This is a genomic window from Nocardia sp. bgisy134 (assembly GCF_057708325.1).
In genome coordinates, this window is record NZ_JBYIRW010000016.1 from 178,228 (window position 1) to 203,929 (window position 25,702).

Sequence of the window (25,702 nt, forward strand, 5' to 3'; positions counted from 1 at the left end):
TCGTCGTGCATAATCATTTGCAGACGGGCGCGGGTCGCCTGACCTGCGCGCCGGCGCGACCGGCCGGGGCCGCCGAACGCGGCGGCCCGAGACACATCCGCACGAAACCGAGGAGCACACAGACATGTCCGAGCGCGTCGTACTCGCCTATTCCGGTGGGCTTGACACCTCCGTCGCGATCAGCTGGATCGGCAAGGAGACCGGCGCCGAGGTCGTGGCCGTCGCCATCGACCTGGGCCAGGGCGGCGAGGACATGAACGTGGTGCGTCAGCGCGCGCTGGACTGTGGCGCCGTCGAGGCGATCGTGGTCGACGCCCGCGACGAGTTCGCCGACGAGTACTGCCTGCCCACCATCCAGGCCAACGCCCTGTACATGGGTCAGTACCCGCTCGTTTCCGCCATCAGCCGGCCGCTGATCGTCAAGCACCTGGTGGAGGCGGCCAAGTTCCACGGCGCCACCACCGTCGCGCACGGTTGCACCGGCAAGGGCAACGACCAGGTGCGTTTCGAGGTCGGCATCGGCGCGCTCGCCCCCGACCTGAACGTGATCGCCCCGGTCCGCGACTACGCGTGGACCCGCGAGAAGGCCATCGCCTTCGCCGAGGAGAACAGCCTCCCGATCAACGTCACCAAGAAGTCGCCGTTCTCCATCGACCAGAACGTGTGGGGCCGCGCCGTCGAGACCGGCTTCCTCGAGGACCTGTGGAACGCGCCGACCAAGGATGTCTACGACTACACCGCGGACCCGACCGTCAACTTCGAGGCGCCGGACGAACTGATCGTCACCTTCGACAAGGGTGTTCCGGTGGCCATCGACGGCCGCCCGGTGAGCGTGCTCGAGGCGATCGTCGAGCTGAACCACCGTGCGGGCCGCCAGGGCGTCGGCCGCCTGGACATGGTCGAGGACCGCCTCGTCGGCATCAAGAGCCGCGAGATCTACGAGGCGCCCGGCGCCCTCGCGCTGATCACCGCGCACCAGGCGCTGGAGAACGTCACCATCGAGCGCGAGCTGGGCCGCTACAAGCGCCAGGTGGAGCAGCGCTGGGGCGAGCTGGCCTACGACGGCCTCTGGTTCTCCCCGCTCAAGCGCGCGCTGGATGCCTTCGTGCAGGACACCCAGCAGCACGTCTCCGGCGAGATCCGGATGGTCCTGCACGGCGGCTCCGCCGTGGTCAACGGCCGCCGCTCCGAGCAGTCGCTCTACGACTTCAACCTGGCGACCTACGACGAGGGCGACACCTTCGACCAGTCGCTGGCCAAGGGCTTCGTGCAGATCCACGGCCTGTCGTCGAAGGTCGCCGCGCGGCGCGACCTGAACCAGAAGTAGGAATCGGGCCCGGTCCCGGGTCGGTGCCCGCACCGATCCGGGATTCGGCGTGTGCCCGTACCTCTCGCGCCGACGGCCGTGGTTACGGTAGTCATCGGCGGAACCTGCCGCGCGTCCTGTCCGCAAGCGCGGCTCGAGCACACCCACGCACTTTCGACCGAGGAGACGGCACACCGATGACAGAGGGCGGCAGCACACGATGACACAGGGCGGCAGCACGAACACCGGGGCCCTCTGGGGCGGACGTTTTGCGTCCGGACCGGCGGAGGCGATGGCGGCGCTGAGCAAGTCGACCCACTTCGACTGGGCGCTGGCTCCCTACGACATCCGCGCGTCCAAAGCGCACGCCCGGGTGCTGCACAAGGCGGGACTGCTGTCGGAGACCGACCTCGCCGGGATGCTGACCGGGCTCGACCAGCTGGCCGCCGACGTCGCGTCCGGCGCCTTCGGCCCCGCGGAATCCGACGAGGACGTGCACGGCGCGCTCGAACGCGGGCTGATCGAGCGCGTCGGCGCCGAACTCGGCGGGCGGCTGCGCGCGGGGCGCTCGCGCAACGACCAGGTGGCGACGCTGTTCCGGATGTGGCTGCGCGACGGCGTGCGCCGGATCGCGGCGGGCGTGCTCGACGTGGTCGACGCGCTCGTCGCGCAGGCCGCCGCCCATCCGGACGCGGTGATGCCGGGCAAGACGCACTTGCAGGCCGCGCAACCCGTGCTGCTCGCGCACCACCTGCTCGCGCACGCGCATCCGCTGCTGCGCGACATCGACCGGCTCCGCGATTTCGATCGCCGGGCCGCGGTGTCGCCGTACGGGTCCGGCGCGCTGGCCGGTTCCTCGCTCGGCCTCGACCCCGAGGCGATCGCCGCCGAGCTGGATTTCGCTGCGGCCGCGGCCAATTCGATCGACGCCACCTCCGCGCGCGATTTCGCCGCAGAGGCCGCCTTCGTGCTCGCCATGATCGGCGTCGACCTGAGCCGCATGGCCGAAGAGGTGATCATCTGGAGCACACCGGAATTCGGCTACATCACACTCGCCGACGCGTGGTCGACCGGCTCGTCGATCATGCCGCAGAAGAAGAACCCGGACGTCTCCGAGCTCACCCGCGGTAAGGCGGGGCGCCTGATCGGCAACCTCACGGGTCTGCTCGCCACCTTGAAGGCCCAGCCGCTGGCCTACAACCGCGACCTGCAAGAGGACAAGGAGCCGCTGTTCGATTCGGTGGCCCAGCTCGAGCTGCTGCTGCCCGCCATCGCGGGCCTGGTCTCCACCCTCACCTTCCACACCGACCGGATGGCCGAACTCGCCCCCGCCGGTTTCACCCTCGCCACCGACATCGCGGAATGGCTGGTGCGCCAGGGTGTTCCGTTCCGCGTCGCGCACGAGGCGGCGGGCGCCTGCGTCCGCGCCGCGGAAAGCCGCGGCGTCGGTCTCGACGAACTCACCGACGAGGAATTCGCCGCCATCGACCCGGCGCTCACCCCCCAGGTCCGCGAGGTCCTCACGGTCCAGGGCTCCATCGCCTCCCGCAACGCCCGCGGCGGCACGGCGGGCACCCAGGTCGCCGTGCAGCTCGACGAGATTCGCGCGTCGGCGGCGACAGCCCGCACCTGGCTGAACTGAGCTTGCGACCGGCGGTCGATCGGCACGCGGCCGACCGGCCGCCGGTCCGCGATAGCGGCGGGCATCCTGAGCGGGCCGCCGCCATCGCTGTTCAGAGGAAATCGGCTGTGTCGAGCTCGAAATCGAACGGGGCCGGAAGGTGTAGCGGCGCACCGAATTTGGCGACGGCCTGTTGGGTGTACTGGCCCCGTTCGGGTGCCAAGAAGACAGTTACCTCGCCGTGATGGCGGTCGACCAAGAGGTACACCGGAATCGCCGCCTGTGCGTAGGCATCGCGCTTCTCGACACGGTCGACCTCGGCATCGCGATCGCGGCCGGACGTGATCTCGAGGATCAGCACGACACCGGACGCATCCGCCCATGGCGGCTCGGCACGGAAATAGCCGCGTGGCGCAACCGCTCCGTCGACTCGGGCGCGGCCCTCGCGGTACGCGGGGATGCGCAGGCCACGCTCGTGAAAGAACTCGAGTCCGGTCGAACCGACGATCTGGTTGCGAATCGTCGCGGCGAACTCGTCGTGCTCGCCGTCGGGAACGGGTACCGCGTAGATCCTTCCGTTGATCAGTTCGACCGACACCTCCTCCGACGATGCACGCTCCAGTACCTCGAACTCCGCGAGGCTCACGTCGGCGTCCTGGATACCCATGAGCCCAGGGTAACGGGGTGGTGGGCGGTCGGAGCGCGACTCGTGCCCGGCGATGGTCGCCACGGGGACTCCTCTCGATGGGGATTGTTCTGTCTCGGAGTTGGACGAGGCGCGCGGTCGGCGGGTTCCCGCCACCTGCACGACACGCGGAGTGTTCTCACGAAGAGGTCGTGTTCGGCGACGACGCCCGTGTGATCATGCCGCCAGTACGTTGTCTGCCAGCCTCGAAGGTTTCGTGTCGGAGCGGTTCAGTCGGCGGGGGCGAATGCGCCGTCGACGCGGAGCGGAACGGCTTCGCCGGCGTCCACCTCACCGGCGATGGTGACGTCTTCGGCGAAGCCTCCATCGCGGAGTTCGCGACCGGACGAGCACTCCGCCAGGGCGGCGGCGATATCACTGGTGGCTTCGAAAGCTGCTCTGGCGATGGCCGATTCGGGTGACAGCGGTCCCGCGCCTGCGGCCTCCAACGCGGAGACGACGGCTCCGGGCCCCAGTAGGTCTTCGATGCTCGGTCGCAACGCGTCGCGTCCAGGCCACCGTTCACCTGCGGCTATCACGGAGACCGGCTGATCCACTGTGCCCCAACCCTGTCGGCGCATCCATCGGGCGACCGCGGACGCGTTGCGCAGCGATGCGGCGAGCACCGGAATTCCGGTGACGGCAGCGGAAATGGCCGAACCGTTGGGAGAAGGGAGGACCAGTCGCGGCACCGGTGGGGCGCGGCGCAGCGCCGCGGGCGATAGTGACCACGGCCGCTGCTCGGTGACTGCGCGGCGGCCGACGGCGAGCACCGCGTCATGGGCTGCGGCGAAGGCCGCCGCGCGCTCGTCGCGCCGGCGAAACGGATAGACCCGAGTGCCCGCGTCGACCGCGACGCTGACCGACGTGGTGAACGACAGTACGTCGACGACGACCACGCACGCACTCCTCGGCGCCAGCGCGACCGCCCCCGCCTCACCCCATTCGCAGCGCACACCGAAGCGCTGCTGCCCGAACCATTCCTCTCCTACCACCGACCGTTCATATCAGAGATCCACGGTGGGCGCCGTACGGCCGCAGCTGCCCGCACCTGGCTGAATTGAACGGAGGCCCGGCTGATCGCCCCCGATCGTGCGAAGCCCGCGACCGACTGGTCGCTCGACGGCGCGGATCGGATCGTGCGGGCCCCGCAATCGGGAGTCCACCTGGCGTGCCGTGCGTCCGGAAAGGCGCAGTCTCGCCGGGCCCGGCTCGCGATCAGCGAGACGAGGCGCAGCAGCTGAGCGGCCAGACCGGGAATCGCATCGGGACCGCGGAGCCGACCGGCTTGGTAGGTGAGTAGTTCGTGCCCCGCACTCGGAGATCCACCTGGCGTGCCGGCGGCCGCGCCGTCGCTCAGTGGGCTCGGCTCTCGATCAGGGAAGCGAGGTGCGGCAGGGGAGCGGCTAGATCGGGAATCGCGTCGAGATCGTCGAGCCGACCGGTTCGGTAGGTGAGCAGTTCGTGCCCACAGTTGGTCGTCCATCCGGCGCGTCGTGCGGCTGCGCTGTCGCTCAGCAGGCTCGGCTCTCGATCAGGGAGGCGAGGTGCAGCAAGGGAGCGGCCAGGTCGGAGATCGCGTCGGGATCCTCGAGCCGACCGGTTCGGTAGGTGAGCAGTTCGTGCCCCGCGAGGCTCCAGCGGGGAATGACGCCCGCGAGGTGGGCGGCGATGACCGGGGGGCCGACGAGCAGGCGAGCATAGTTCGCGTCGACGGCCATCACCCGGAAGCGATCGTCGAATTCGCGGTGGCCGGTCGTGATGGGCGCGTCGCAGAACAGCGCGCTTCCGGGCTGGGAGAGCGCCGCGACATCGACGACGGCGACCGGAGGATAGGGGCGTTCCAGCAGCATCGCCACCACGACGTACCGGTGGGTGGTGGTGGAGACGATCTCGCCGGTCCAGGCGTTGGTCTGGAAGCAGTAGTCGGCGACCGTGACCTGGCGCCCGCCGAGCTCACCGGTGAGCGTCACGCCGAGCCCTTCGGGATCGTGGCCGGGCAGCCGCGCCGTCCACGACTCGTGCGGAGAGTGCGCGAACCGCCACCCGTGCCGCGTCGCCCACTGATCGAACGTTTGACCAGCAGCCCGCCTGGTACGCGCGCGCAGCGGCAGCAATACCCCGAAAACCGCCGTCAGCAGCACGGCGACGAACACGATGAGACCGATCCGGAACGCTTCCACCACAGGTCATCACATCCCTCGGACGACGGATCTCCCCATTGTCCGCCGAATCACTAGGCTGCCGCCATGACCTTGCTGTTGCTCGCCCTGGCGATCGCGTCCGAGGTGACCGCGACCGTCTCCCTGAAGTTCTCCGAGGGATTCACCAAGCTCGTCCCTTCCATCGTGGTCGTCATCGGGTACGGCGCGGCGTTCTTCTTCCTCTCCCAGGCGCTGAAGCGTGGCATGCCCATCGGCGTCGCCTACGGCATCTGGTCCGCGGTCGGCGTCGCCGCCATCGCCGTCATCGGCGTCCTCTTCCTGAACGAACGACTCACCCTCACCCAAATCGGCGGCATCGCCCTCGTCATCCTCGGCGTCCTGGCCCTCGAACTCGGCGGCGCCCACTGACCTCGCAGTACTCGCCGACGCTTCGCAGCGCCTACCCCCGCTGCGGAGTGTGCGAACGCTCTGCGACCGGGCGGGTCAGTCCTGAACGCGCACTGTGTAACCCGCGTCGGTGAGGGCGCCGAGGACGGCGTTGCGGTGGGCCGGGCCGCGGGTCTCGAGGGTGAGCGCGACTTCGACTTCGTCGACGGCGAGCCAGGTACCGGTGCGGGAGTGCACCACGTCGACCACACTCGCGCCTGTTTCGCCGATCACGGTGAGCAGCCGGGAGAGTCCGCCGGGGCGATCCGAGATCGTCACGCGCAGCGCGAGATAGCGGCCGGCGGCGCTCAGACCGTGGTTGACGATCCGGGTCAGCAGCAGCGGATCGATGTTGCCGCCGGAGAGCACCGCGCAGACCGGTCCGCGCAGGTCGAGTTCGGTTGGGGCGTAACTCATCAGCGCGGCGACGGCGGCCGCGCCCGCCGGTTCCACGATCAGCTTCGCACGTTCCAGGCAGAGCAGCAGCGCCTCGGACAGCGACTCCTCGTCGACGGTGACGATGCGCGGCGCGTACGCGGCGACGTGCGCGAACGGCACCTCACCCGGCAGGCCCACCGCGATGCCGTCGGCCATGGTCGACATCCGCTCCGCCCGTACCGGTTTGCCCGCCGCCAGCGAATCCGGCCATGCCGCGGCCTCGGCGGCCTGCACGCCGATCACCCGCACCTCCGGCGCCAGCCGGTGCAGGGCTATCGTGATCCCGGCGAGCAGTCCGCCGCCGCCGGTCGGCACGAGCACCGTGCCCACCCGCGGGAGTTGCTCCAGAATCTCCAGTCCCACCGTCGCCTGTCCGGCCACGATATCCGGGTGGTCGAAAGGATGGATCAGCGTCGCCCCGGTCCGCGCAGCGAAATCCAGTGCGGCGTCCAGTGATTCGTCGATGGTCTCGCCGACCTGCCGCACCTGCGCGCCATAGGCCTTGGTGGCGGCCAGTTTCGGCAGCGAAGCGCCGATCGGCATGAACACCGTGCTCTCGATGCCGAGTGTGGCGGCCGCCCAAGCGACGCCCTGCGCGTGATTGCCCGCACTGGCCGCGACGACACCGCGGGCCCGGTCCGCCGACGGCAGGTTCGCGATCCGGTTGTAGGCGCCCCGCGGCTTGAACGAGCCTGTCCGCTGGAGGTTCTCGCATTTCAGCCAGACATCCGCGCCCGCACGCTCGGACAGCACCCGCGAGGCCACCACCGGCGTGCGCCGGATCACCGGCGCCAGCAGCGCCGCGGCCGATTCGATCCGCTCCAGCCCGATCAGATCCATGGGCTCATGCTGCCATCACGGGCGGATACATCCCACGACTTCGCACGGTATCGGGCAGCCAAGGCGCGCTCAGTTCGCTTTCTTCGCGAGATTGTGGGCCAGTGCGCCGAGCCGGGCCAGGCGTGCGTCGCCGAGCGGGGTGAGCTTGCCGCCGAGCCGGTTGGTGACGAACCCGAGCGACATTCCGGTGGACGGGTCCGCGAAGGCACCCGAACCGCCGAGCCCGAAATGGCCGAACGCCGAGATCGGCGCGGCTTTGGAGGGCATCATCGGCACGCCGTGGAAACCGAGACCCCACGGGATGCGGAAGGCGAGCACGTAGTCGGGCGTGAAGACTTGACGCTCCCGCATCTGATCGATGGTCTCCGCGCCGAGCAGCCGGTAGCCGTCGAGGCTGCCGCCGATCGCCAGCGCGCCGTACAGCCTGGCCAGCGCCCGCGCCGAGAAGACCCCGTTCACGCCCGGCATCACCGAATCGTGCAGCCGCGGATCCTCCATCAGCTCGGCGAAACCGCTCGGCGTCGTGTCCACGGCGGCGGCGAGGCGGCGGCTGCGCCCCATGATCCGCGCGCCGAGCTCCCAGCTCATTCCGGCGACCGTCAGTTTCGGGAAGTTGACGGCGATGCGCGTCCGCTCGGATTCCGGTACGCGGAACCACAGTTCCTCGGCGCCGAGCGGTTCGGCGATCTCGGTGCGCAGCAGGTCGGTGAAATCCGCACCCGCGACACGCTGGACCAGCTCGGCGACCAGGTGACCGAAGCTGATGCCGTGATAACCGCTGGTCGTGCGGTGCCGGGGATCGGGCGTGGCGGCGGCGAGCGCCGCGGTGACCGCGGCGTCGTCGAAGAAGCGCTCCGGCGGGCCGGGCAGCAGATTGCGCAGCCGGTGCAGGCCTGCGCGGTGACTCAGCAGCGCGCGCACGGTGATGTGTTCCTTGCCCGCCGCGGCGAATTCGGGCCAGTACTCGGCGACGGCGTGGTCGTAGTCGAGCAGTCCGCGTTCGGCGAGACGATGCAGCAGCGTGGCGGCGACGCCCTTGCCGGTGGAGTACGCCACGGCCAGGGTGTCGTGCTGCCACGGCAGACCCGGTCGCGCGAACCCGGCCCAGACGTCGACCACCGGCTCGCCGTGCAGGTAGACCGTCAGCGCGCCACCGCCGTCGCTCGGACTACGGAAGAGCCGGTCGAATTCGGCGACCAGGCCGACGAAGCGACGATCCACGAACTGCGTTGTCGGAGGTGTCGGCATCGAAGGTTCCTTTTCTGTCCCTCTCAGACTAGAGGCGGACAGATTCGACCCCGCCGGTTCCAGGCCTCGGGAACCGGCGGGGGAGAGGGGAACGTCAGGCCGCCAGGGCGGCGGTGCGCAGCGCGCGGAGGGTGTGGGCGGGTTCGGCGACATCGATGACGAGCCGGGTGAACTCGGAGCCCCTGAGCTCGACGCGCACGCCGCTGCCGTCGAAGCGGGTGTCCCAGAACTCCTTGCGGCCCTTGCCCCGGAAGGTGCCCGCCGCGATCACGCCGGGGAAGAAGGTGCCCGGCGCCCGCACCCACGGCGGCCGCAGGTCGACCTCCGCCGGGGCGACTTCGATGACGTCGCGCAGGTCGAAGGTGAGCTGGTCGCGCAGTGCCAGCAGTTTGTGCCCGCCCTGCACCCGGACCGTCACCGTCGTTCCCGTGACCTCGATCTCCACCATCGCGCACCTCGCAATCGCCCCCCGGACTTTCGTACATTCCCCAGCATGGAGTCCGCCCCTGGACTGAGGCTGTGCCGATCCTGTGATTTCCCCAAGCTTCCGGACGGGCTAGTGAGATGCCGCTACATAGATATGCGCATTGAAACATGGATGCGCGATATTCGAGGCGGAGACCGGTACGAGCCTGTCCGGCGCTCGAAAACCGGCAAGGACCGGGAGGAGGCCCGCAGCCGAATCGCGCTCGATGCCGGGTAAGAAGCCCTCGTCGAGCGACACTAACTGTGCATGATCGTTCATTTGCGGCAGCGGACCACACCCGCGGGCGCACACGGGTTGTCGGCCGATGTCCGGGATTGGCGTAGACGCTGGCTCGTGGCGTCCGGCTTCCCGGCACGGTTGGCCGAGGCAGTGAGCTCCGATCCTGGGTTCGATATGCACGCGTTGCTACAGCTTGTCGACCTGGGCTGCCCGCCCGAGCTGGCGGTGCGCATTCTGGCACCGATGCCCGAGCAGGAGACGCTACTGTGAGCACCGTGAACCCCACGACCTCCGGCGTGGCGCGCAGACAGGACGACGAGCAGTGGCTGGCTGATCTGACCGACAACGGCCCCGCCGGTCGTCATGCGGTGGCGCGGCTGCGCGAGGTGTTGCTGCGGGCCACCCGGCATCAGGTGTGGCGGCTGCGTGATCTGCTGCCAGGGGTTGGAGCAGGCGATCTGGAGGACTTGGCGCAGCAGTGTGCCAACGACGCCGTGGTCTCCGTTCTTCGCCGGCTCCCGACGTTCGAGGGGCGCAGTCGTTTCACCACGTGGGTCTACAAGTTCGGGGTGCATCACGCCGGTGTGGCGGTTCGCCGCCAGGCATGGCGGCACCGGGAAATCCTGCTGCCGGACGCGCTGACCTCGCTCGCCGACAGGTCACCGACCCCGGAAACCGTGGTGGGCGCCACCGAGCTCGCCCGCGCCGTCGAGGCCGCGATCGCCCGGGACCTCACCCCGCACCAGCGGCGCATCCTGCTGGCGCTGGTGGTCGAGCAGGTGCCGATCGATGTGCTGGCCGACCGTTTGGGCAGCACCCGCAATGCCCTCTACAAAACGTTGCACGATGCCCGCCGTCGGCTGCGATCCGCGCTCATCGCCAGCGGACATCTCGATATCAGCCCCGACCGGAGCATCTCATGACCGACCCGAAACCGGCTTCGAGCGCCGAAACGATCGCCGGCTTGTTGGCCGACACCAGCCCGTACCTGTCCTGCGACGACTGCTTCGCGATGCTCGACGAGTACGTCGAGCGCCGCCTCGCCGACCCTCGCTACGAGGATCTCGCCATGCAGGTGCACCTGGCCGGGTGCGGCGCCTGCGCCGAAGAGGCACAAGCCCTGCGCGAATTGCTCGACCAGTACCCCGACTCGTCGGAGTAGCAGCACGAACACCGCGAGGCGAAATCTTTTCCTCCGCCGGTAAGACCTTGGCAGCCGCGGCCACTAACAGATGTGGACCGGTTCAGGTCGGCAAGCAGCTCGGTGCACCCGCATCAGGGCCCCGACCAACCGGATTCATCGGCTCCCGCATCACCTTCCAAGGAGAAAAGATGACTGTGCACACCGATCGCACCCGGCCCGCGCCCTCCCTCACCGATCCCGGCTACCAGGCGTTCTGGGCGCTGCGTCTCGGTTTCGGCGTCCTGCCCATCTTGTTCGGCCTCGACAAGTTCGCCAACATCCTCACCGACGACTGGACCCGCTACCTCGCCGAGTTCTTCGACAAGCTCGTGCCCGGCGATGCGCACACGGCGATGAACCTCGTCGGCGTCGTCGAGATCGTCGCGGGCATCGCCGTCCTCGTACTCCCGCGCCTGGGTGCGCCGCTGGTCGCGGCATGGCTGGGCCTCATCATCGTCGACCTGCTGCTCGTCGGAGGGTACGGCGACATCGCCCTGCGCGACTTCGGGCTGATTGCCGCCGCACTCGTCCTGACCCGCCTGGCATGGGCCTACCCGAACGGACTGCCCACGCGGCAACCCTGAAACCCACGACGAAAAGGCCCAGCCCGCGGAATCGCCGGGCTGGGCCGAGACGTGAATCAGTGCGCGGACCGACGCCCCGCGTGGTGTGCCGCGTCGGCGATCTCCAGCACGTCCGCCAACCACGGCGTGTAACTCGCCGGATCGTCCGTCAGCGCGGCGCGCAGTTCCTCCGGCTGGATCCAGGCGTACGCGGCCACCTCGGCGGGATCGGGCCGTGGCATGCCCGCGTCCAGCAGGCCGACGATCACGTGATCCCACTCGTGCTCGACGCGGCCGGTGACGCTGTCCTGCGCCTGATAGCGGAAGACGCCGACCTCGGTGAGCGTAGTGGCCAGCCCCAGCTCCTCGGCGAGCCGGACCGCGGCCGCGGCCAGCACCGGTTCGCCAGGCGCGGGATGCCCGCAGCAGGTATTGGCCCACAGCAGGGGAAAGCGGGTCTTCACGGCGGCCCGCTGCTGGAGCAGGACCCGGCCCGCCGAGTCGAAGAGCAACACGGAGAACGCGCGATGGAGTCGCCCGGGCGCTTGGTGCGCCTCCGAGACCGGGCACGCGCCGACCGCGCGGCCCGCCTCGTCCACGAGCTCGACGGGCAGGGCCTCGCGGTCGGTCAGCGGCTGGGCGAGGGTCTCGGTCACCTCCCCACCTTATCGGCGGCGATGAGCAGGTATTGGAAGCTGCCCTCCCGGTAGGCGGTGAGGAACGGCTTCTCCACACCCGTCGCGAGCTCGGACTTCGTGCGCAGATCCCAGTACGGGATGGTGGCCGCCGTGAGGTCGACCACGTCGATCGGCACCAGGCCGTTCTCGGCCATCGCGCGGAAGTACTCGCTGCGCGGATGGATCATGCAGCCGTAGTGCGCGTCGATCCAGCTGACCGAGGAGGAGCGCCCTCCGGTCACGTCGTTGGAGCAGCCGGTGATGCAGACGTAGCGCCCGCCGGGCTCCAGCAACCGGGAGAACTCGCGGAACAGATCGAACAGGTCGACGTACATGGTCGTCTCGTTGGTCCAGATCCCGCGCATCACGCCGCTGTCGAAGCCGGTGTCGAGCATGTTGCGGAAATGGAACCGCACCTTGTCCGCGACGCCGCGGTGCTGCGCCTGGTCGTTGGCGAAGCCGACCTGGTATTCGGAGATGGTCACGCCGTCCACCTGGCAGCCGAAGCGCTGGTTGGCCATGAAACTGGTGCCGCCGCGGCCGGATCCGCCGTCCATCAGCCGGTCGCCGGGGCGGACGTCGCCGAGGTGGTCGAGCAGCAGGTCGGCCTGCGCGGTCTCGAGCCGGTGCAGTTCCTCGACGATCCGTTCCTGACGGGTGTTCTCGGGGCCCTCCAGTACCGAGAGATCGGGATCGCCGATGCCGTAGTGGTGGTGGTAGAGCCCGTCGACCTCGCCGAGCACGGTGTTGACCCGGTCGTCGTTGGGGTTGTTGTTCCAGTACGCCGCAACGGATTTCTGATAGTTGGTGCGCAGCACGGCCTCGGCCTGGGGGTTGAGCATGGTCATGCGTGATCATCCTCTCTCGTTGCGGTACTGGCTATTCGGCATCTTTGTAGCGACGGCTGTCGGCATGCCAGGCGCGATTGCCGCCCATCCACGCCCACAGACCGACGAGGAAGCGGCGCAGTTCCGGCGAACCGCCGGCGGCCAGCGGCGCGGCCTCGCGTTCGAAGCGGTGCACGAGTTCGTCGTGGACCGCCGCGGTGTGCAGCACCGCCTCCCTGCGGGAACATCGCTCCTCGGCGGCGAGCACCGTGGGGAGGTTGAATTCCCTTCCGTTGGAAAGGTCTTCGCGTGCCATCGAATACAGATCGTTGACCATCTGGGCGGCCAGCGCCGCGGTTGTCGTGACGCGCCGCACGGCGGGATGGGTGTATTCCGCAGCGGGGACCTCGTAACCGCCGAGTGTGTCGATGGGCGCCATGCACGGCAGGAAGCTGTGTGGCTGGCGGTTGGTGAGGTATTCCCAGACCGGTGGCATCCGGCCCGCGCCTCGCCAGCCCGCCTCGGCACCCAGCGCGATGAACCAGCCGCCGATCTCGGTGCGCAGCCTGGCCAGTTGCGCCGGGGTGGAGTACTGGGCCAGGTGCTCGAACGAGGTGCGGAAGGCCCGCAGGATCGGATCGGCCTGCAACGCCCGCTCCAATTGCGGGGCGTAGCGCGCGGGCAGATGAGCGGGATCCATGACGGCCATGCAGAGTTCGAGCCGCGGGCCCAGCTCGGCTTCCGGACTGGACGGGGTGCCGTCCGGTGCGCGGTCGTCGGCGTCCGGCTCACAGTAGTAGTCGTCCACTGACCATTCCGAGACCGCGCATTTGGCCGCGGCCAGCAGCTGGTCGGCGTTGGAACAGTCGGGGTGGGCGAGCATGATGAGCCGTCCGAAGTCGGCCTTGCGCAACTCGTCGAGCCTGCCCTCGTAGAGCCCGATGTCCTCGGCCCACGCCAGCAGGCCCTCGTTCACCGCCTCCGCCAGCGCGGGATCGTCGCGCAGCGGCGGCGGACAGTACAGCGGCGGAATGCGTGATCCGCTGCCTACCTGTGTCGAGGCGGTGCCGAGCCCGGACGGGCCCGGTGGCGCGCTCGGCGGCGTGGGCGGCGCGTCCGCGGCGGGCCGTACCGCCGTGGACGCTGTACCCAATCCGGTGGGCCCCGAGGGAATTCGGGTGCGCAGCGACCCCGTCGCGGCCTCCGCTCCGGCGAGAGTGACATCCCCGTTGCTCTCCGGTGCGGCGACCCGGTCGGCGACCGGCACCGCCGGGCCGGACGGAATCGGCGGGCCGGACGGAATCGGCGGGCGTCGCGACTCCGCCGGACCGGCCCCCTGCGCCGGGCCGACGGAGGTCGCGACGTTCCCCTCCGGCGGGCTTGCCGGGGGCTCGACGACGCCGTCCGTGACCGGAGCGGCGCCGGGTTGGGACGGGCCGATCGTCACGGCCTCCGGCGCCAGATACGGCGTGGTCGGTTCGGCGGCGTGATCGGCAGGCGCGGGCAGCCGCAGTGCGGCGGCCCCCAAGCCCCGCGGGCCGAGCAGCCGGACCGGCGTCGGGCCGGCCGCTCGTGAGGGCGGACTCGAATCATTGGGCGGCGCGGGAGCTTCCGTTGCCGCATCGGTGAACAGGTCGGCGGGCGCCGGGCTGTCCGGGTTGGTGAGCAGCGCCGCGATGTCGGCCGCCAGCTCGTGCGTGGCGGCGGGCGCGGCGGCGCGGGAGAGCACCGACATCGGTCATCACCCCGGCTAGTCCGCCTGCCGTGCGACCAGGACATTGTCGAGCACCCCGAGGGCGTCCGGGACCAGCACGGCGGCCGAGTAGTAGCAGCTGACCAGGTACGAGATGATCGACTGGTCGTCGATGCCCTTGAAGCGCACGTTCAGACTCGGCTCGAATTCGTCCGGAATCCCGGTCTGGTGCAGTCCGATCACGCCCTGGTCCTTTTCGCCGAGGCGCATGGCGAGGATCGAGGTGGTCCCGTTCTCGCTGACGGGGATCTTGCCGCACGGGTAGATCGGCACGCCGCGCCACGCGGGCACCCGATGTCCGTCGACGTCCACCGGGTCGGGGTAGATCCCGCGCTTGGTGCATTCGCGGCCGAACGCGGCGATCGCTTTCGGGTGCGCCAGAAACATTTTCGTGCTGCGGCGCATGCTCAGCAGCTCGTCCATGTCGTCCGGGGTCGGCGGGCCGGACTCGGTGTAGATGCGCTGCTTGAGATCGCAGTTGTGCAGCAGCCCGAAATCGGGATTGTTCACCAGATCGTGTTCCCGGCGTTCGTAGAGCGCCTCGACGGTCAAGCGCAGCTGCTGTTCGACCTGATTCATCGGATCGTTGAACAGATCGGCGACGCGGGAATGCACCCGCAGCACGCTCTGCGCCAGGCTGAGCTCGTATTCGCGCGGGGAGGCGTCGTAGTCGACGAAGGTGCCTTCCAGCAACGGCTCGCCGGCATGACCCGAGGAGATCTCGATGTCGGCCTCGCCCTTGGAATTCTGCCGATGAGCGGGCGCCGCGGCGACGCGTTCGAGTTGCTCGCGCAATGCCGGTGCGTTCTCGACCATTTCGTCGAGAGTTTGCCGGGGGAGTATCAGTATGGTCGTCTTGGTGACCGTCTTGACCGTCACCGGCCAGATCGCGGAGGAATCGATCAGGGTTTCGGAACCGAAATAGTCACCGGCGCCGAGCATGCCGACCTTGGTTTGCTCGCCGAATTCGCCCGCACCGATCTTGGCCAGCTTGCCGTGCACGATCAGGATGACCTGATTCATCGGATTGCCGAATTCCGCGACGACTGTGCCTGGTTCGAGGTCGCGCTGTTCGAAGCGCTGCGCGAGCGCGGCCAGCGTTTCCTCGTTGTCGAATCCGCGCAATTGCGGAAGTTCTTGCAGCTCCAGTGGAATCACCCTGGCCTGGCCGCCGTCGACGACGAATTCGACCTCACCGTTGCCGACGGTGTGGGTCAGGCGCCGGTTCACCCGGTAGATACCGCCGTTGACCTGCACCCAGGGCAGCGTGCGGGTGAGCCAGCGCGAGCTGATGCCCTGCATCTGCGGTTCGGATTTGGTGGTGTGCGCCAGCTGATGGGCGGCGCCCGTGCTCAGGGTCTTGCGACCGTTGGTTTCCGCTTGGACTGGCATTTCTATGGTCATGCGTGGTCCTCACCTCGAGGGGTCACCGGGACAGGTCGATGGTGTTTCTTGGGCACGACGGATCAGCAGACCGGAAAGGCCTGCGAGAAAACGAGTCGATCGGGGTGGAAAAGAGTTACGCGACAATGCGTTCCAGACGGCATAGATGCTAGGTGGCGGAAGTGTTGCGGCGCAGCAGAATTCGCAGAATCGCCCCATATCGGATTCGGATGGTTACGACATGCGTTCGATCCGGATAACGGCAGGTAACGTCTCGGGATGAATCGCGGATTCGCCGAACTCTCGCCGGTGGCTGGCTATCTTGTTGTCCCATGTTCACCTGGGTCTACGGGTTGCCTATCTGGCTGACATTCCTCATCATCACCGGCAGCGCAGTGCTGTTGACGGCCGCGGGCATCCTCGTATCGCGCAACTACGTCCTCCGGATCTTCGGGCCCGAGCCCGGCAAGAACGACACCGTCACGATGGTGCTCACCGTCGGCGGCGTCTTCTACGGACTGCTACTAGGCCTGATCGCGGCCGCGACCTACGAGTCCTATGACACGGCGCAGAGCCTGGTCGCCGACGAGGCCGCGTCGCTGGGCACGCTCTACCGCGAGGTGAGCGCGTATCCCGAACCGCAGCGCAGTCTGCTCCAGAAGGATCTGGTCGACTACGCCGACAACGTGCTGACCGAGGCGTGGCCAGCGCTGCGCGAGGGTCGCGAGCCTATGGGCGGCACGGCGCTGGTGACCCGGTTCCAGGTGAACCTGCTCGCCTTCGAGCCGAAGACCACCGCGCAGGAGATCGTGCATGCCGCCACCATCGAACAGTTCGCGCGCTTCGACTCCGATCGAAGGCACCGGATCAACGCCACCGCGGGCGGCCTGCCCGACGTGCTGTGGTGGGTCATCCTGGTCGGCGGCGCGATCAACGTGGTGCTGCTGTGCATGTTCAGCCTGAACCGCGACGCGCACCTGCTACTGGGCGGACTGTTCGCCTTCTTCCTCGGCGCGATGATCTTCCTGATCGCCGCCATGGACTATCCGTTCCGCGGTGATCTCAGTATCAGTCCCGACCCGTTCGAGAGCATGTACATCAACGTCATGGGCCGGTGACCGCCCTCATCCGACATGGAACCTGTCACAGCCGACACATGGGGGACACCCGATGTGGGAAGCTCGTCTATACGCATAGACGGCATGCTTCTCGGGGGCCGGAAGGGTGTCTCTTCGCGCCGAGCGAGTGCGCGGAGGTCGTGTGCCACATTGCAGGGTAGGGCCAGGAGCGATGGTGAACTTCGGTAAGGAATTGGTGGGTTCGGTGCAGCGGTTGATGGCGACCGCGCAGAACGGCCTGGAGGTGATCCGCTTCGGCGGTCTCACCCATGATGTCGAGTCGTCGCCCTACGAGGTGGTCGAGCGCCGCAGGATGTATCGCCTGCGGCATTACTTCCCCGACGACGCGACGCCGGGCCGTCCCGTCGCGGTGCTGGTGCCGCCGCTCATGGTCAACGCCGACATCTGGGACGTGAACGCGGAAGGCGGCGCCGTGGGCATCCTGCACCGCGGCGGAATAGATTGCTGGGTGGTCGATTTCGGTTCTCCGGCGAGCGAGGAGGGCGGCTGGGAGCGTGACCTCGCCGACCATGTCCTCGCGGTGAGCAGCGCCATCGACACGGTGTGCGAGGCGACCGGCGCCAGTGTGCACCTGATGGGCTACTCGCAGGGCGGCATGTTCGCCTATCAGACCACCGCCTACCGCTACGGCAAGGGCGTGGCGAGCATCGTGACCTTCGGCAGCCCGGTCGACATCGTCGCGGGGATCCCGTTCGGCCTGCCGTACGGGCTGGTCTCGGATGTGGCCGACTTCCTGGCCGACCACGTGGTCACCCGGCTGCCCATCACCGACTCGATGGTGCGTCTCGGCTTCCAGATGCTCGACCCGGTCAAGACCGCGAAGTCCAGGGTCGACTTCCTGCGCCAGCTGCACGACCGCGAGGCGCTGCTGCCCAAGGAGCGCCAGCGCCGCTTCCTGAACAGCGACGGCTGGGTCGCCTACGCCGGGCCCGCGGCCGCCGATCTGCTCAAGCAGTTCGTCGCGCACAACCGGATGATGCTTGGCGGGTTCGTGATTCGCGACCAGCCGATCTCGCTGGCCGAGCTGAAGTGCCCCATTCTCGCCTTCGTCGGCGAGGTGGACGACATCGGCCAGCCCGCCGCGGTGCGCGGCATCGTGCGCGCGGCGCCGAACGCGGAAGTGTTCGAGGCCAGCCTGGTCGCGGGCCACTTCGGTCTGGTGGCGGGCAGCATGGCCACCAAACACACCTGGCCGCTGGTACGGCAGTGGGTGGAGTGGATGGACGGCGGCAAGCCGCTGCCCGCGGAGATCTTCCGGATGACCGAGCACGTGCCGACCAACCGGCCGCGCTCGGCGGCCACCCGCGTGGTGCACACGGCGGGGACGCTGGCGGAGGCGGGCGCCGGGGTCGGCAAGGCGCTGGAAGGCATCGCGAACAACACCGTGCGCGGCTCGATCGAGCTGGCGGGCGAGGCGGCGCGGGCGCTGCCCCGGCTGACCCGGCTGGGGATGATCCAGCCCAACACCCGCATCTCGCTCGGCAAGCTGCTCGCCGAGCAGGCCAAGCGGGCGCCGCTGCGCGAGTGCTTCCTCTTCGACGATCGCGTGCACACCAACGCCGCGGTGCACGTCCGCATCGACAACGTGGTGCGCGGCCTCATCTCGGTAGGCATCCGGCCCGCGACCCGGGTCGGCGTGGTGATGGAGACCCGTCCGAGCGCCCTGGTGACGGTGGCGGCGCTGTCGCGTCTCGGCGCGGTGGCCGTGCTGCTCGCACCAGGCAGCGAGCTGGGCAGGGCGATCGAGCTGACCGGCGCCGAGACGGTGATCGCGGACCCGGAGAACCTGCGCATCGCGGCGGCGACCGGCGCGCGGGTGCTGGTGCTCGGCGGCGGCGACGCGCGCGGACTGGATATCCCGGTGAGCGGCAATGTGATCGACCTGGAGCAGATCGATCCCACTCAGGTACAGGTGCCCGCCTGGTACCGCCCGGATCCCGGCCTGGCGCGTGAACTCGCCTTCGTGCTGGTGACCGGCACCGGCGATCGGCTGGAGACCAAGTACATCACCAACCACCGCTGGGCGCTGTCGGCCTTCGGCACCGCGACCAGCGCCGACCTGGACCGCAAAGACACCGTGTACTGCCTCGCGCCGCTGCACCATTCGTCGGGTCTGCTGGTCAGCCTCGGCGGCGCCATCGCGGGCGGCAGCCGCATCGCGCTGGCCAGGTCGCTGGACCCGGCCCAGTTCGCCGAGGAGGTGCATCGCTACGGCGTCACGGTGGTGACCTACACCTGGACGATGCTGCGCGACATCCTCGACGCCGGCGTGTTCCCGGCCGGGCACCGGCATCCGATCCGGCTGTTCATCGGCTCCGGTATGCCCGCCGGACTGTGGCGGCGCACCACCGAACAGTTCGAGCCCGCGCGGGTGCTGGAGTTCTACGCCTCCATCGAGGGCGACGTGGTGCTGGCCAATGTGACCGGTGCGAAGGCGGGCTGCAAGGGCCGCCCGGTGCCGGGCACCGCCAAAGTCGAACTGGTGGCCTACGACCCGATCGCGGGCCGCATCCTGGTCGACGAATCCGGGTTCGCCCGCCGCTGCGCGGACAACGAGGTCGGCCTGATGATCGGCAGGGCCTCGGAGGGCGTCGACATCTCCGCGGGCGGCCTGCGCGGCGTGTTCGGCGCGAGCGACTCGTGGATGCCGACCGAGAATCTGTTCCGCCGCGACAGCGACGGCGACTTCTGGCTGGTCGACCGCAAGGACACGGTGATCCAGACCGCGCGCGGCCCGGTGTTCGGCCAGCCGATCGTGGACGTGCTCAACGACATCACCGCGGTCGACATGGAGGTGGCCTACGGTCTGCCGGTCGGCGACCACTGCCTCGCGGTGGCGGCGGTGTCGGTGCGGAAGGGCTTCACCCTCGAGCTGAAGGACGTCACCGAGGCGGTGCACGCTCTCGATCCCGATCAGCGACCGGACCTGGTGTACGTGGTCGACGAGATCCCGCGCAGCGCCAGCTACCGCCCGTCGACCCGCGCGGTGCAGGCGGCAGGGCGGCCGGAGCCGGGGCCGCTCACCTGGTGGTACGACCGGAAAACCGAGAACTACGAGGTGCTCACCGAGACCGAGGCCGCCGACCTCCTCGGCCACTGAGCCGGAACGCGTTGTAGATCCGTCGGATTGGCCCCCGGCACGCGCACCCGGACAATTCGCGCACGGGCGTCGGCTGGCATAGTTTGTGCCGGGGTCAGCCCGCGCGGCGCCGGAGGCCGCACCCGACGTCCGACAACCGTTCAGGGGTATTTGGTGAGTGAGAGCCTCATCTATCGCAATCGCGCCGTGTACGAGCTGCTGATGCGCGGACTGTACGGCCGCCACTACGCGGCCAGGTACGGCGCGATCGCCGGGCTGGTGCCCGACGGGGCCGAGGTGGTCGATGTGTGCTGCGGTCCGGCGACGCTGTACACCCGCTACCTGCGCGCCAAATCGGTCGCCTACACCGGGCTGGATTTGAACGAGCGTTTCGTCGCCGGTGTCTCCCGCGCCGGCGGCCGCGGACTGGTCTGGAACATGCGTTCGGACGCGCTGCTGCCGGAGGCGGATTACGTGGTGATGCAGGCCAGTCTCTACCACTTCCTACCCGAGCCGGGCCCGGTGCTGGACCGGATGCTCGCGGCGGCGCGCAAGTCGGTCATCGTCGCCGAACCGATCCGCAACCTGGCGACCAGCCGCAACCGGGTCCTGTCCACCGTCGGCCGCCGCTTCACCAACGCGGGCGACGGCCGTCAGGCGCATCGCTTCACCGAGGCCACCCTCGACGAGTTCTTCCGCCGCTACGAGCCGCGCGTCGCGCAGCGAGCGCTGATCGCGGGCGGCCGCGAGAAACTGTACGTGCTGTCCGCCTGAGTGTCCCGGCATCGCGTCGGGCCGAGGTGACACTCGGCCCGCGTCGCGCGGCGGGTCAGACGGTGAAGGCGGTGACCGCGTCGATCACCCTGCCCACCTGGTCGTCGCGCAGATCCGGCCACAGCGGAAGACGCACAACGGTTCCGGAGAACTCGGCGCTGCGCACGCACGGCTGCGGCGTGCGGCCGAGCTTCAGGCCCGCGGGACTGGAGTCCAGCGGCACATAGTGGAACGGGGCCGAGATGCCGAGCCCGGCGAGATGGCCGATCAGGTCGTCGCGGCGCTGCTCGGTGGGCGTGCGCAGGTAGTACAGGTGCGCGGTGTGCGCGCGGTCGTCGGGCACCGTCATGAGCTGGACGTCGTTGCGCGCCGCCCAGTCGGCCAGTCCCGCGGCGTAGGCGTCCCACACCCGGTGCCTGCCGGATTGGATCGTGTCGAACTCGTCGAGCTGCGCGTCGAGCACCGCGGCGTTGAGCTCGCTGGGCAGGTAGCTGGAGCCGATGTCCTGCCAGGAGTACTTGTCCACCGCGCCGCGCAGGAACCGGGCGCGGTCGGTGCCCTTCTCCCGGATGATCTCCGCGCGGGCCATCAGGATCTCGTCGGTGAGCAGCAGCGCGCCGCCCTCGCCGCAGTGCACATTCTTGGTGTCGTGGAAGCTGAGCGTGCCCAGCGTGCCGATCGTGCCGAGTGGGCGTCCGCGATAGCTGCCGCCGAGCCCGTGCGCGTTGTCCTCGACGACGGCGAACCCGTGCTGCGCGGCGAGCGCGAGCAGCCCGTCCATGTCCGCGGCCACACCGCCGTAGTGGATGACCACCACGGCCTTGGTGCGCTCGGTGACCGCGGCGGCCACCGATTCCGGGTCCAGGTTGCCGCTCTCCGGGTCGATGTCGGCGAAGACGCAGGTCGCGCCGCGCAACGCCATCGAGGTGGCCGTCGAGGTGAAAGCGAAGCTCGGGACGATCACCTCGTCCTGGGGGCCGAGTTCGAGCAGCAGACCGGCCATCTCCAGCGCGGAGGTGCAGGAGGTGGTCAGCAGCGCGTGCGGCGCCCCGGTGATGGTCTTCAGCTTCGCGGTGGCCGACGCGGTGAACTGCCCGTCGCCATGGCTGTGGTCGGAGGCCAGCACGGCCTCGAGGTTGGCCAGTTCCCGGCGCGCCCGGAACGGGCGGCTGAAGATGACGCGGTCAGTGCTCAACCCGGTCGGTCCCCCTGCTCGTGGTCGTGGTCAGTTCCCGTGCCTCGGGCGCAGGCGCGGTCACGTCCTCCGCGATCGTCGGTTGCGCCGGGCGCGGCGTCGGTGAGTCGACGGTGAGGTACAGCGGCTTGCCCACCAGGATGTGCAGGGCGACCCCGAGATATTCGGCGATGAGGCCGAGCGAGAACAGGATCGCTCCGGAACACAGCAGCAGCACCACGATGGTGGAGGCCCAGCCCTCCGGCGCCCAGCCGTCCATGGTCAGCGCCTCGTACACGACGACAGCGGCCATCACCACGCCGGCCAGCGCCAGCGTCACGCCGAGCATGCTGACCAGGCGCAGGCCGCGGGTTCCGCTGCACAGCACCATCTTCCAGAACAGCGAGAACAGCCTGCGGTAGTTGTAGCCGGATTCCTCGCGGCCCTCGGCGCGCAGCACCACCGGCTCCTGCGCGACCGTGCCGACCACCCAGGTGAGCGCCACGTCGAGGTACACGCCGTTGGAGGCGACCTCGGCGAGCTGGCGGCCGATGTCGCCGCGGATCAGACGGTAGCTCTCGAACCGGGTCGAGTCGGGGAAGGCGAACAGGGTCGCGAGCACGATCTTGGCTCCGCGCGAGGTGAGGTTGCGCAGGAAACCGTGCGGGCGGGTGTTGGTCGGCTTGGAATAGACCAGGTCCGCGCGCTTGGTCAGCGCGGCGTCGAGGAACGCGCCGATGAAGCGCGGATCGTGCTGACCGTCCTCGTCCATGGTGACGATCCAGTCGCCTCGCGCGGCCGACATTCCGGCGATGGTGGCGGCGTCCTGACCGAAATTGCGGCTCAGCCAGACGGTGCGCACCGCGGGATAGGTCCGCTCCAGCTCCTGAAGGACGACATCGGAGCGATCGGGCCCGTTGTCGTGCACCAGAATGATTTCCTCGACCACGAACGCGATGCCGCCGGGCGTCTGGGAGCCCGCGGTGAGCGCGTGCAACTCGGCGGACAGTGCGCCGATGGTGTTCTCGCCCCGATACACCGGCACCACAACGGAAATGCCGTGCGGCCGGTCGACGCCGGGACGTCCGTTCGCGACGATGTCGGAGCGGAGCGGGCGAGGGGAGGGAATCGGCATCAGCTGGATCAACTTTCGATGACGGTGCGTGCCGGTACTGCCCGCTGGACAGCGGAGCCCGAGCCGCGGTGAACTCTAGCACGACGCGTCCGGGGCCTTCCGGTGCTGCTCATGCCAGACGGCGCTTCGTTCATCGGACCATCATCAACACCTCGGCGGCCGATGCCAAGCGCTGCGGTGGGCTGTAGGGTTTGGAACTCGTGACCGACAGTGCAGTACTCGACTCGCGGCCGCACTCGCGACGGGACGTATACCGGTGGGGCGCTATCACCGTGATCGGGGTGATCGCGGGGTACGCGGCGGTCCTGCTGGCCAACGTCCGCCACTACTTCACCGACGACACCGAATCGCAGTACACCGCGCTGTGGATCGGCCTGGGCCGGGCGTTGCGCGACGGTCAGTTCCCGGTGATGGTGCCCGAGCAGTGGATGTCGGGCAACAACACGATGGACGACGCGGGCCTGTTCAATCCGCCGCAGCTGCTGATCGATCTGATCGCGCCCTCGGTGGACAACGTGGCGCTGTACGCGACCGTCGTCAAGCTGATCTTCTCCATCATCGCCGCGACGGGCGTCTACCGGATCTGCCTTGTCTACGGCGCCCGCCCGGCCTGGTCGGCGGTGGCGGGTGTGGCGTTCCCGCTCTCGGGCTTCTTCCTGTTCTTCGATCAGGCCAGCTGGATGACGGCGCTCACCGGCACCGCGTGGATGGTGCACGCGTGGGCGTCGGCGGTGCACTACACCCGAGGGCCGGGCGCGAGCGACGAGCCCGGCTCGCGTCGCCGCCGCATCGCGGGCGGGCCGATCCCGGTCTTCGTCTTCCTGTACCTGACGATCTCCACCCAGTACATCTTCCCGGCCGTCGAGGCCGCGCTGATGCTGCTCGCGGTGGCGGTCGGCGAGCTTGTGTACCAACGCAAGTGGCAGCCCGTCGCGCGGCTGACGGCCGTCTCCGCGTGCGCGGGCCTGGCCGGTCTGCTGACCTTCCTGCCCAGCATGCTCTCGGCCAAGGTGACCTGGCGCGGCACCGCGCAGATCAACAACGATCAATTCCTGACCGTGCCGTGGTCGGAGTCGCTCAACGCCAGCCTGCCCAGTTCGCTGCCCGCCTTCACCTCCTGGTGGGGCTACGTGCAGCCGATGCCGCTGACCTACATCGCGTGGTTCCTGATCCCCGCGCTGGCGTTCATCGACTGGAAGCGGGCGCGGGAGTCGTGGCGCGAGCTGAGCGCCGTCGCGCTGTTCGCCCTCATCATGCTGATGTGGACCGCCGGGCCCGGCTCGATCGGTCCGCTGCGCTGGCCGGTGCGGGTGCTGCCGATGCTCGCCATCGGCCTGCTGGTGCTGGTGTGCGTGCTGCTCGGCCGCTACGGCACCTTCCAGAACTGGAAGAACCGGGGCATCGCGGCCGGTGTGCTGATCCTCGCGCTGTGGGTGCGGTCCTTCTCCGCCGACCCGCATCACGCGCTCTGGCACGTGGTCGCGGCGCTCGGCATCGCGGCGGTGGGCGCCGGGGTGGTGTGGCTCGCCCGCGACCGCGGCATCGCCGCCGCGGCTGCGCTGACCATCGTCGCCATGTTCCCGATCGCCTACTTCCAGGTGAGTGCCGCGCAGCCGACGCCGATGCCGTGGAACCTGCCCGCCGACCGCGCCGAAGCGATGGCGAAGTTCCCCGATTTCACCGGCACCACCCTCCAACTCGGCGAGCGCGGCCTGCTGCAACCCGCCGACCGGGACATCGACGCCGCCTACGGTTCGCTGGTCTTCGGCAACTACGCCAGGACGCTGGAGCTGAAGTACGTCAACGGCTACACGCCCACCGGCCACTTCTACTTCGGTGAGCTGCTGTGCATGCGCTGGGACAGCAGCGTCTGCCCGGACGCCTACCGCAGGATGTTCGCGCCGGAGCAGAGCACCGGACGCCCGCTGGTCGACCTGATGAAGCTCGACAGGGTGGTGTTGCAGCGCGCGCTGTTCCCCGACGCACGCGAGCAGGCCGCGCCCGAAGGCTGGAAGTGGGTGGACTACCCGGGCCACGAGCGCTACATCGCGGTGCTGGAGCGCGTCGACGGGCCCGTCTCCACGGTGAACGGCCGGGTCTCGGACGCGAAGAACGTGACCGCCACGTCGATCTCGGAGACCGACACCACCAGCCGCGTGCGGGTGAGCTCCGAGCAGGGCGGACGCGTCGTCTTCGCCCGGCTCGGCTGGCCGGGGTACCGGGTCACCTTGGACGGTAAGCAGATTCCGATCACCACCGTCGCCAAGTCGTTCGTCGCCGTCGACGTCCCCGCGGGCACCCAGAACGCCGAATTGGTGCTGACCTGGCGTCCCCCGGGCTGGAAGATCGGCATCGCGACCACGGTGGCCGGGCTCGCAGGTCTCGGCCTGTTGCAGTGGATGTACGTGCGGTCCCGGCGGCGCGACGACGACACCGGCGTCGAGGAGCGGCCGACGGGCGAGCCGGAGCGGGAACTCGTGGACGTGGTTTCGTGAGCGAGCGTCGGCGAGTGAACCATCGGCGCAGTGCGCTCTCGCGTACGACGGAGCCGAGCGTCAGCGAGGTGGAGTCGTGAGCGCG

General features: G+C 69.1%; 23 protein-coding genes. 11 read left to right on the forward strand and 12 right to left on the reverse strand.

All coding sequences use genetic code 11. From position 1 onward, the window contains the following. Positions 1–124: 124 nt before the first annotated feature. Entirely contained in the window at positions 125–1,327 is a 1,203-nt protein-coding gene (locus AC3ERS_RS26450) for an argininosuccinate synthase (protein WP_431970785.1), read from the forward strand. A 199-nt stretch (positions 1,328–1,526) separates the two neighbouring features. Then, on the forward strand, positions 1,527–2,948 hold the full coding sequence (gene argH, locus AC3ERS_RS26455; RefSeq protein ID WP_431970786.1) for an argininosuccinate lyase: 1,422 nt from the start codon (positions 1,527–1,529) through the stop codon (positions 2,946–2,948). 91 nt (positions 2,949–3,039) lie between these two features. Here argH and AC3ERS_RS26460 read toward each other — a convergent pair whose 3' ends face one another. From AC3ERS_RS26460 to AC3ERS_RS26470, 3 genes are all read right to left on the reverse strand, one after another. Next, entirely contained in the window at positions 3,040–3,594 is a 555-nt protein-coding gene (locus AC3ERS_RS26460) for a Uma2 family endonuclease (RefSeq protein ID WP_431970787.1), read from the reverse strand. 248 nt (positions 3,595–3,842) lie between these two features. Next, on the reverse strand, positions 3,843–4,607 hold the full coding sequence (locus tag AC3ERS_RS26465) for a 2-phosphosulfolactate phosphatase (protein WP_431970788.1): 765 nt from the start codon (positions 4,605–4,607) through the stop codon (positions 3,843–3,845). Between the two features lie 519 nt (positions 4,608–5,126). Next, a complete protein-coding gene (locus AC3ERS_RS26470) occupies positions 5,127–5,798 on the reverse strand; it encodes a hypothetical protein (protein WP_431970789.1) in 672 nt (223 codons plus the stop codon). A 63-nt stretch (positions 5,799–5,861) separates the two neighbouring features. Between AC3ERS_RS26470 and AC3ERS_RS26475 the strand changes: the two genes are divergently transcribed. After that, positions 5,862–6,185 carry a DMT family transporter gene (locus tag AC3ERS_RS26475; protein ID WP_431970790.1) on the forward strand — a complete coding sequence of 108 codons (324 nt, stop codon included), beginning with the start codon at positions 5,862–5,864 and terminating at the stop codon, positions 6,183–6,185. A 75-nt stretch (positions 6,186–6,260) separates the two neighbouring features. Here AC3ERS_RS26475 and ilvA read toward each other — a convergent pair whose 3' ends face one another. The 3 genes from ilvA to AC3ERS_RS26490 form a co-directional block, all read right to left on the reverse strand. Further along, positions 6,261–7,481: a threonine ammonia-lyase gene (gene ilvA, locus AC3ERS_RS26480; RefSeq protein WP_431970791.1), complete on the reverse strand. Its 1,221-nt coding sequence runs from the start codon at positions 7,479–7,481 to the stop codon at positions 6,261–6,263. Between the two features lie 69 nt (positions 7,482–7,550). Next, on the reverse strand, positions 7,551–8,729 hold the full coding sequence (locus AC3ERS_RS26485; RefSeq protein ID WP_431970792.1) for a serine hydrolase domain-containing protein: 1,179 nt from the start codon (positions 8,727–8,729) through the stop codon (positions 7,551–7,553). A gap of 94 nt (positions 8,730–8,823) precedes the next feature. After that, a complete protein-coding gene (locus AC3ERS_RS26490; protein WP_431970793.1) occupies positions 8,824–9,177 on the reverse strand; it encodes a hypothetical protein in 354 nt (117 codons plus the stop codon). A 285-nt stretch (positions 9,178–9,462) separates the two neighbouring features. Here AC3ERS_RS26490 and AC3ERS_RS26495 point away from each other — a divergent pair, with 285 nt between their 5' ends. The 4 genes from AC3ERS_RS26495 (at position 9,463) to AC3ERS_RS26510 (ending at position 11,202) form a co-directional block, all read left to right on the forward strand. Beyond that, positions 9,463–9,705 carry a hypothetical protein gene (locus AC3ERS_RS26495; protein ID WP_431970794.1) on the forward strand — a complete coding sequence of 81 codons (243 nt, stop codon included), beginning with the start codon at positions 9,463–9,465 and terminating at the stop codon, positions 9,703–9,705. A 5-nt stretch (positions 9,706–9,710) separates the two neighbouring features. Continuing rightward, positions 9,711–10,358 (forward strand): RNA polymerase sigma factor, encoded by a 648-nt coding sequence (locus AC3ERS_RS26500; RefSeq protein WP_431970795.1) that lies wholly within the window; start codon positions 9,711–9,713, stop codon positions 10,356–10,358. Next, complete coding sequence (locus AC3ERS_RS26505) at positions 10,355–10,597, forward strand: anti-sigma factor (RefSeq protein WP_431970796.1); 243 nt, start codon at positions 10,355–10,357, stop codon at positions 10,595–10,597. The genes AC3ERS_RS26500 and AC3ERS_RS26505 overlap by 4 nt, the downstream gene beginning before the upstream one ends. Before the next feature lie 170 nt (positions 10,598–10,767). Further along, positions 10,768–11,202, forward strand: a complete 435-nt coding sequence (locus AC3ERS_RS26510; RefSeq protein WP_431970797.1) for a DoxX family membrane protein — start codon at positions 10,768–10,770, stop codon at positions 11,200–11,202. Between the two features lie 56 nt (positions 11,203–11,258). Here the strand turns inward: AC3ERS_RS26510 and idi are convergent, their stop codons facing one another. From idi to AC3ERS_RS26530, 4 genes are read right to left on the reverse strand one after another with little or no spacing between them, the layout of a single operon-like run. Then, positions 11,259–11,837, reverse strand: a complete 579-nt coding sequence (gene idi / locus AC3ERS_RS26515) for an isopentenyl-diphosphate Delta-isomerase (protein ID WP_431970799.1) — start codon at positions 11,835–11,837, stop codon at positions 11,259–11,261. Further along, a complete protein-coding gene (locus tag AC3ERS_RS26520) occupies positions 11,834–12,706 on the reverse strand; it encodes a geranyl diphosphate 2-C-methyltransferase (protein WP_431970800.1) in 873 nt (290 codons plus the stop codon). The genes idi and AC3ERS_RS26520 overlap by 4 nt, the downstream gene beginning before the upstream one ends. A gap of 31 nt (positions 12,707–12,737) precedes the next feature. Next, positions 12,738–14,420 carry a family 2 encapsulin nanocompartment cargo protein terpene cyclase gene (locus tag AC3ERS_RS26525; protein ID WP_431970801.1) on the reverse strand — a complete coding sequence of 561 codons (1,683 nt, stop codon included), beginning with the start codon at positions 14,418–14,420 and terminating at the stop codon, positions 12,738–12,740. A 15-nt stretch (positions 14,421–14,435) separates the two neighbouring features. Beyond that, positions 14,436–15,842 carry a family 2B encapsulin nanocompartment shell protein gene (locus AC3ERS_RS26530; protein WP_431970802.1) on the reverse strand — a complete coding sequence of 469 codons (1,407 nt, stop codon included), beginning with the start codon at positions 15,840–15,842 and terminating at the stop codon, positions 14,436–14,438. A gap of 311 nt (positions 15,843–16,153) precedes the next feature. Here AC3ERS_RS26530 and AC3ERS_RS26535 point away from each other — a divergent pair, with 311 nt between their 5' ends. From AC3ERS_RS26535 to AC3ERS_RS26545, 3 genes are all read left to right on the forward strand, one after another. After that, the gene (locus AC3ERS_RS26535; RefSeq protein ID WP_431970803.1) at positions 16,154–16,939 is read left to right on the forward strand and encodes a bestrophin-like domain; all 786 of its coding nucleotides are present in this window, start codon (positions 16,154–16,156) and stop codon (positions 16,937–16,939) included. A gap of 172 nt (positions 16,940–17,111) precedes the next feature. Continuing rightward, on the forward strand, positions 17,112–20,060 hold the full coding sequence (locus tag AC3ERS_RS26540; RefSeq protein WP_431970804.1) for an acyl-CoA synthetase: 2,949 nt from the start codon (positions 17,112–17,114) through the stop codon (positions 20,058–20,060). 153 nt (positions 20,061–20,213) lie between these two features. Continuing rightward, entirely contained in the window at positions 20,214–20,813 is a 600-nt protein-coding gene (locus AC3ERS_RS26545) for a methionine biosynthesis protein MetW (RefSeq protein WP_431970805.1), read from the forward strand. Positions 20,814–20,868: 55 nt separating this feature from the next. Here the strand turns inward: AC3ERS_RS26545 and rffA are convergent, their stop codons facing one another. Continuing rightward, positions 20,869–22,008 (reverse strand): dTDP-4-amino-4,6-dideoxygalactose transaminase, encoded by a 1,140-nt coding sequence (gene rffA / locus AC3ERS_RS26550; RefSeq protein ID WP_431970806.1) that lies wholly within the window; start codon positions 22,006–22,008, stop codon positions 20,869–20,871. Next, positions 21,998–23,122 (reverse strand): glycosyltransferase family 2 protein, encoded by a 1,125-nt coding sequence (locus AC3ERS_RS26555; RefSeq protein WP_431970807.1) that lies wholly within the window; start codon positions 23,120–23,122, stop codon positions 21,998–22,000. The genes rffA and AC3ERS_RS26555 overlap by 11 nt, the downstream gene beginning before the upstream one ends. A gap of 200 nt (positions 23,123–23,322) precedes the next feature. Between AC3ERS_RS26555 and AC3ERS_RS26560 the strand changes: the two genes are divergently transcribed. Then, a complete protein-coding gene (locus AC3ERS_RS26560) occupies positions 23,323–25,617 on the forward strand; it encodes a hypothetical protein (protein WP_431970808.1) in 2,295 nt (764 codons plus the stop codon). Positions 25,618–25,702 lie beyond the last annotated feature (85 nt).

Excerpts from the sequence above, each read along its gene's own strand:
- AC3ERS_RS26450 (WP_431970785.1), top strand. The coding sequence starts at position 125 with ATGTCCGAGCGCGTCGTACTCGCCTATTCCGGTGGGCTTGACACCTCC.
- argH (WP_431970786.1), top strand. The coding sequence starts at position 1,527 with ATGACACAGGGCGGCAGCACGAACACCGGGGCCCTCTGGGGCGGACGT.
- AC3ERS_RS26460 (WP_431970787.1), bottom strand. The coding sequence starts at position 3,594 with ATGGGTATCCAGGACGCCGACGTGAGCCTCGCGGAGTTCGAGGTACTG.
- AC3ERS_RS26475 (WP_431970790.1), top strand. The coding sequence starts at position 5,862 with ATGACCTTGCTGTTGCTCGCCCTGGCGATCGCGTCCGAGGTGACCGCG.
- ilvA (WP_431970791.1), bottom strand. The coding sequence starts at position 7,481 with ATGGATCTGATCGGGCTGGAGCGGATCGAATCGGCCGCGGCGCTGCTG.
- AC3ERS_RS26485 (WP_431970792.1), bottom strand. The coding sequence starts at position 8,729 with ATGCCGACACCTCCGACAACGCAGTTCGTGGATCGTCGCTTCGTCGGC.
- AC3ERS_RS26490 (WP_431970793.1), bottom strand. The coding sequence starts at position 9,177 with ATGGTGGAGATCGAGGTCACGGGAACGACGGTGACGGTCCGGGTGCAG.
- AC3ERS_RS26495 (WP_431970794.1), top strand. The coding sequence starts at position 9,463 with ATGATCGTTCATTTGCGGCAGCGGACCACACCCGCGGGCGCACACGGG.
- AC3ERS_RS26505 (WP_431970796.1), top strand. The coding sequence starts at position 10,355 with ATGACCGACCCGAAACCGGCTTCGAGCGCCGAAACGATCGCCGGCTTG.
- AC3ERS_RS26510 (WP_431970797.1), top strand. The coding sequence starts at position 10,768 with ATGACTGTGCACACCGATCGCACCCGGCCCGCGCCCTCCCTCACCGAT.
- AC3ERS_RS26520 (WP_431970800.1), bottom strand. The coding sequence starts at position 12,706 with ATGACCATGCTCAACCCCCAGGCCGAGGCCGTGCTGCGCACCAACTAT.
- AC3ERS_RS26525 (WP_431970801.1), bottom strand. The coding sequence starts at position 14,420 with ATGTCGGTGCTCTCCCGCGCCGCCGCGCCCGCCGCCACGCACGAGCTG.
- AC3ERS_RS26530 (WP_431970802.1), bottom strand. The coding sequence starts at position 15,842 with ATGACCATAGAAATGCCAGTCCAAGCGGAAACCAACGGTCGCAAGACC.
- AC3ERS_RS26535 (WP_431970803.1), top strand. The coding sequence starts at position 16,154 with ATGTTCACCTGGGTCTACGGGTTGCCTATCTGGCTGACATTCCTCATC.
- AC3ERS_RS26540 (WP_431970804.1), top strand. The coding sequence starts at position 17,112 with ATGGTGAACTTCGGTAAGGAATTGGTGGGTTCGGTGCAGCGGTTGATG.
- AC3ERS_RS26555 (WP_431970807.1), bottom strand. The coding sequence starts at position 23,122 with ATGCCGATTCCCTCCCCTCGCCCGCTCCGCTCCGACATCGTCGCGAAC.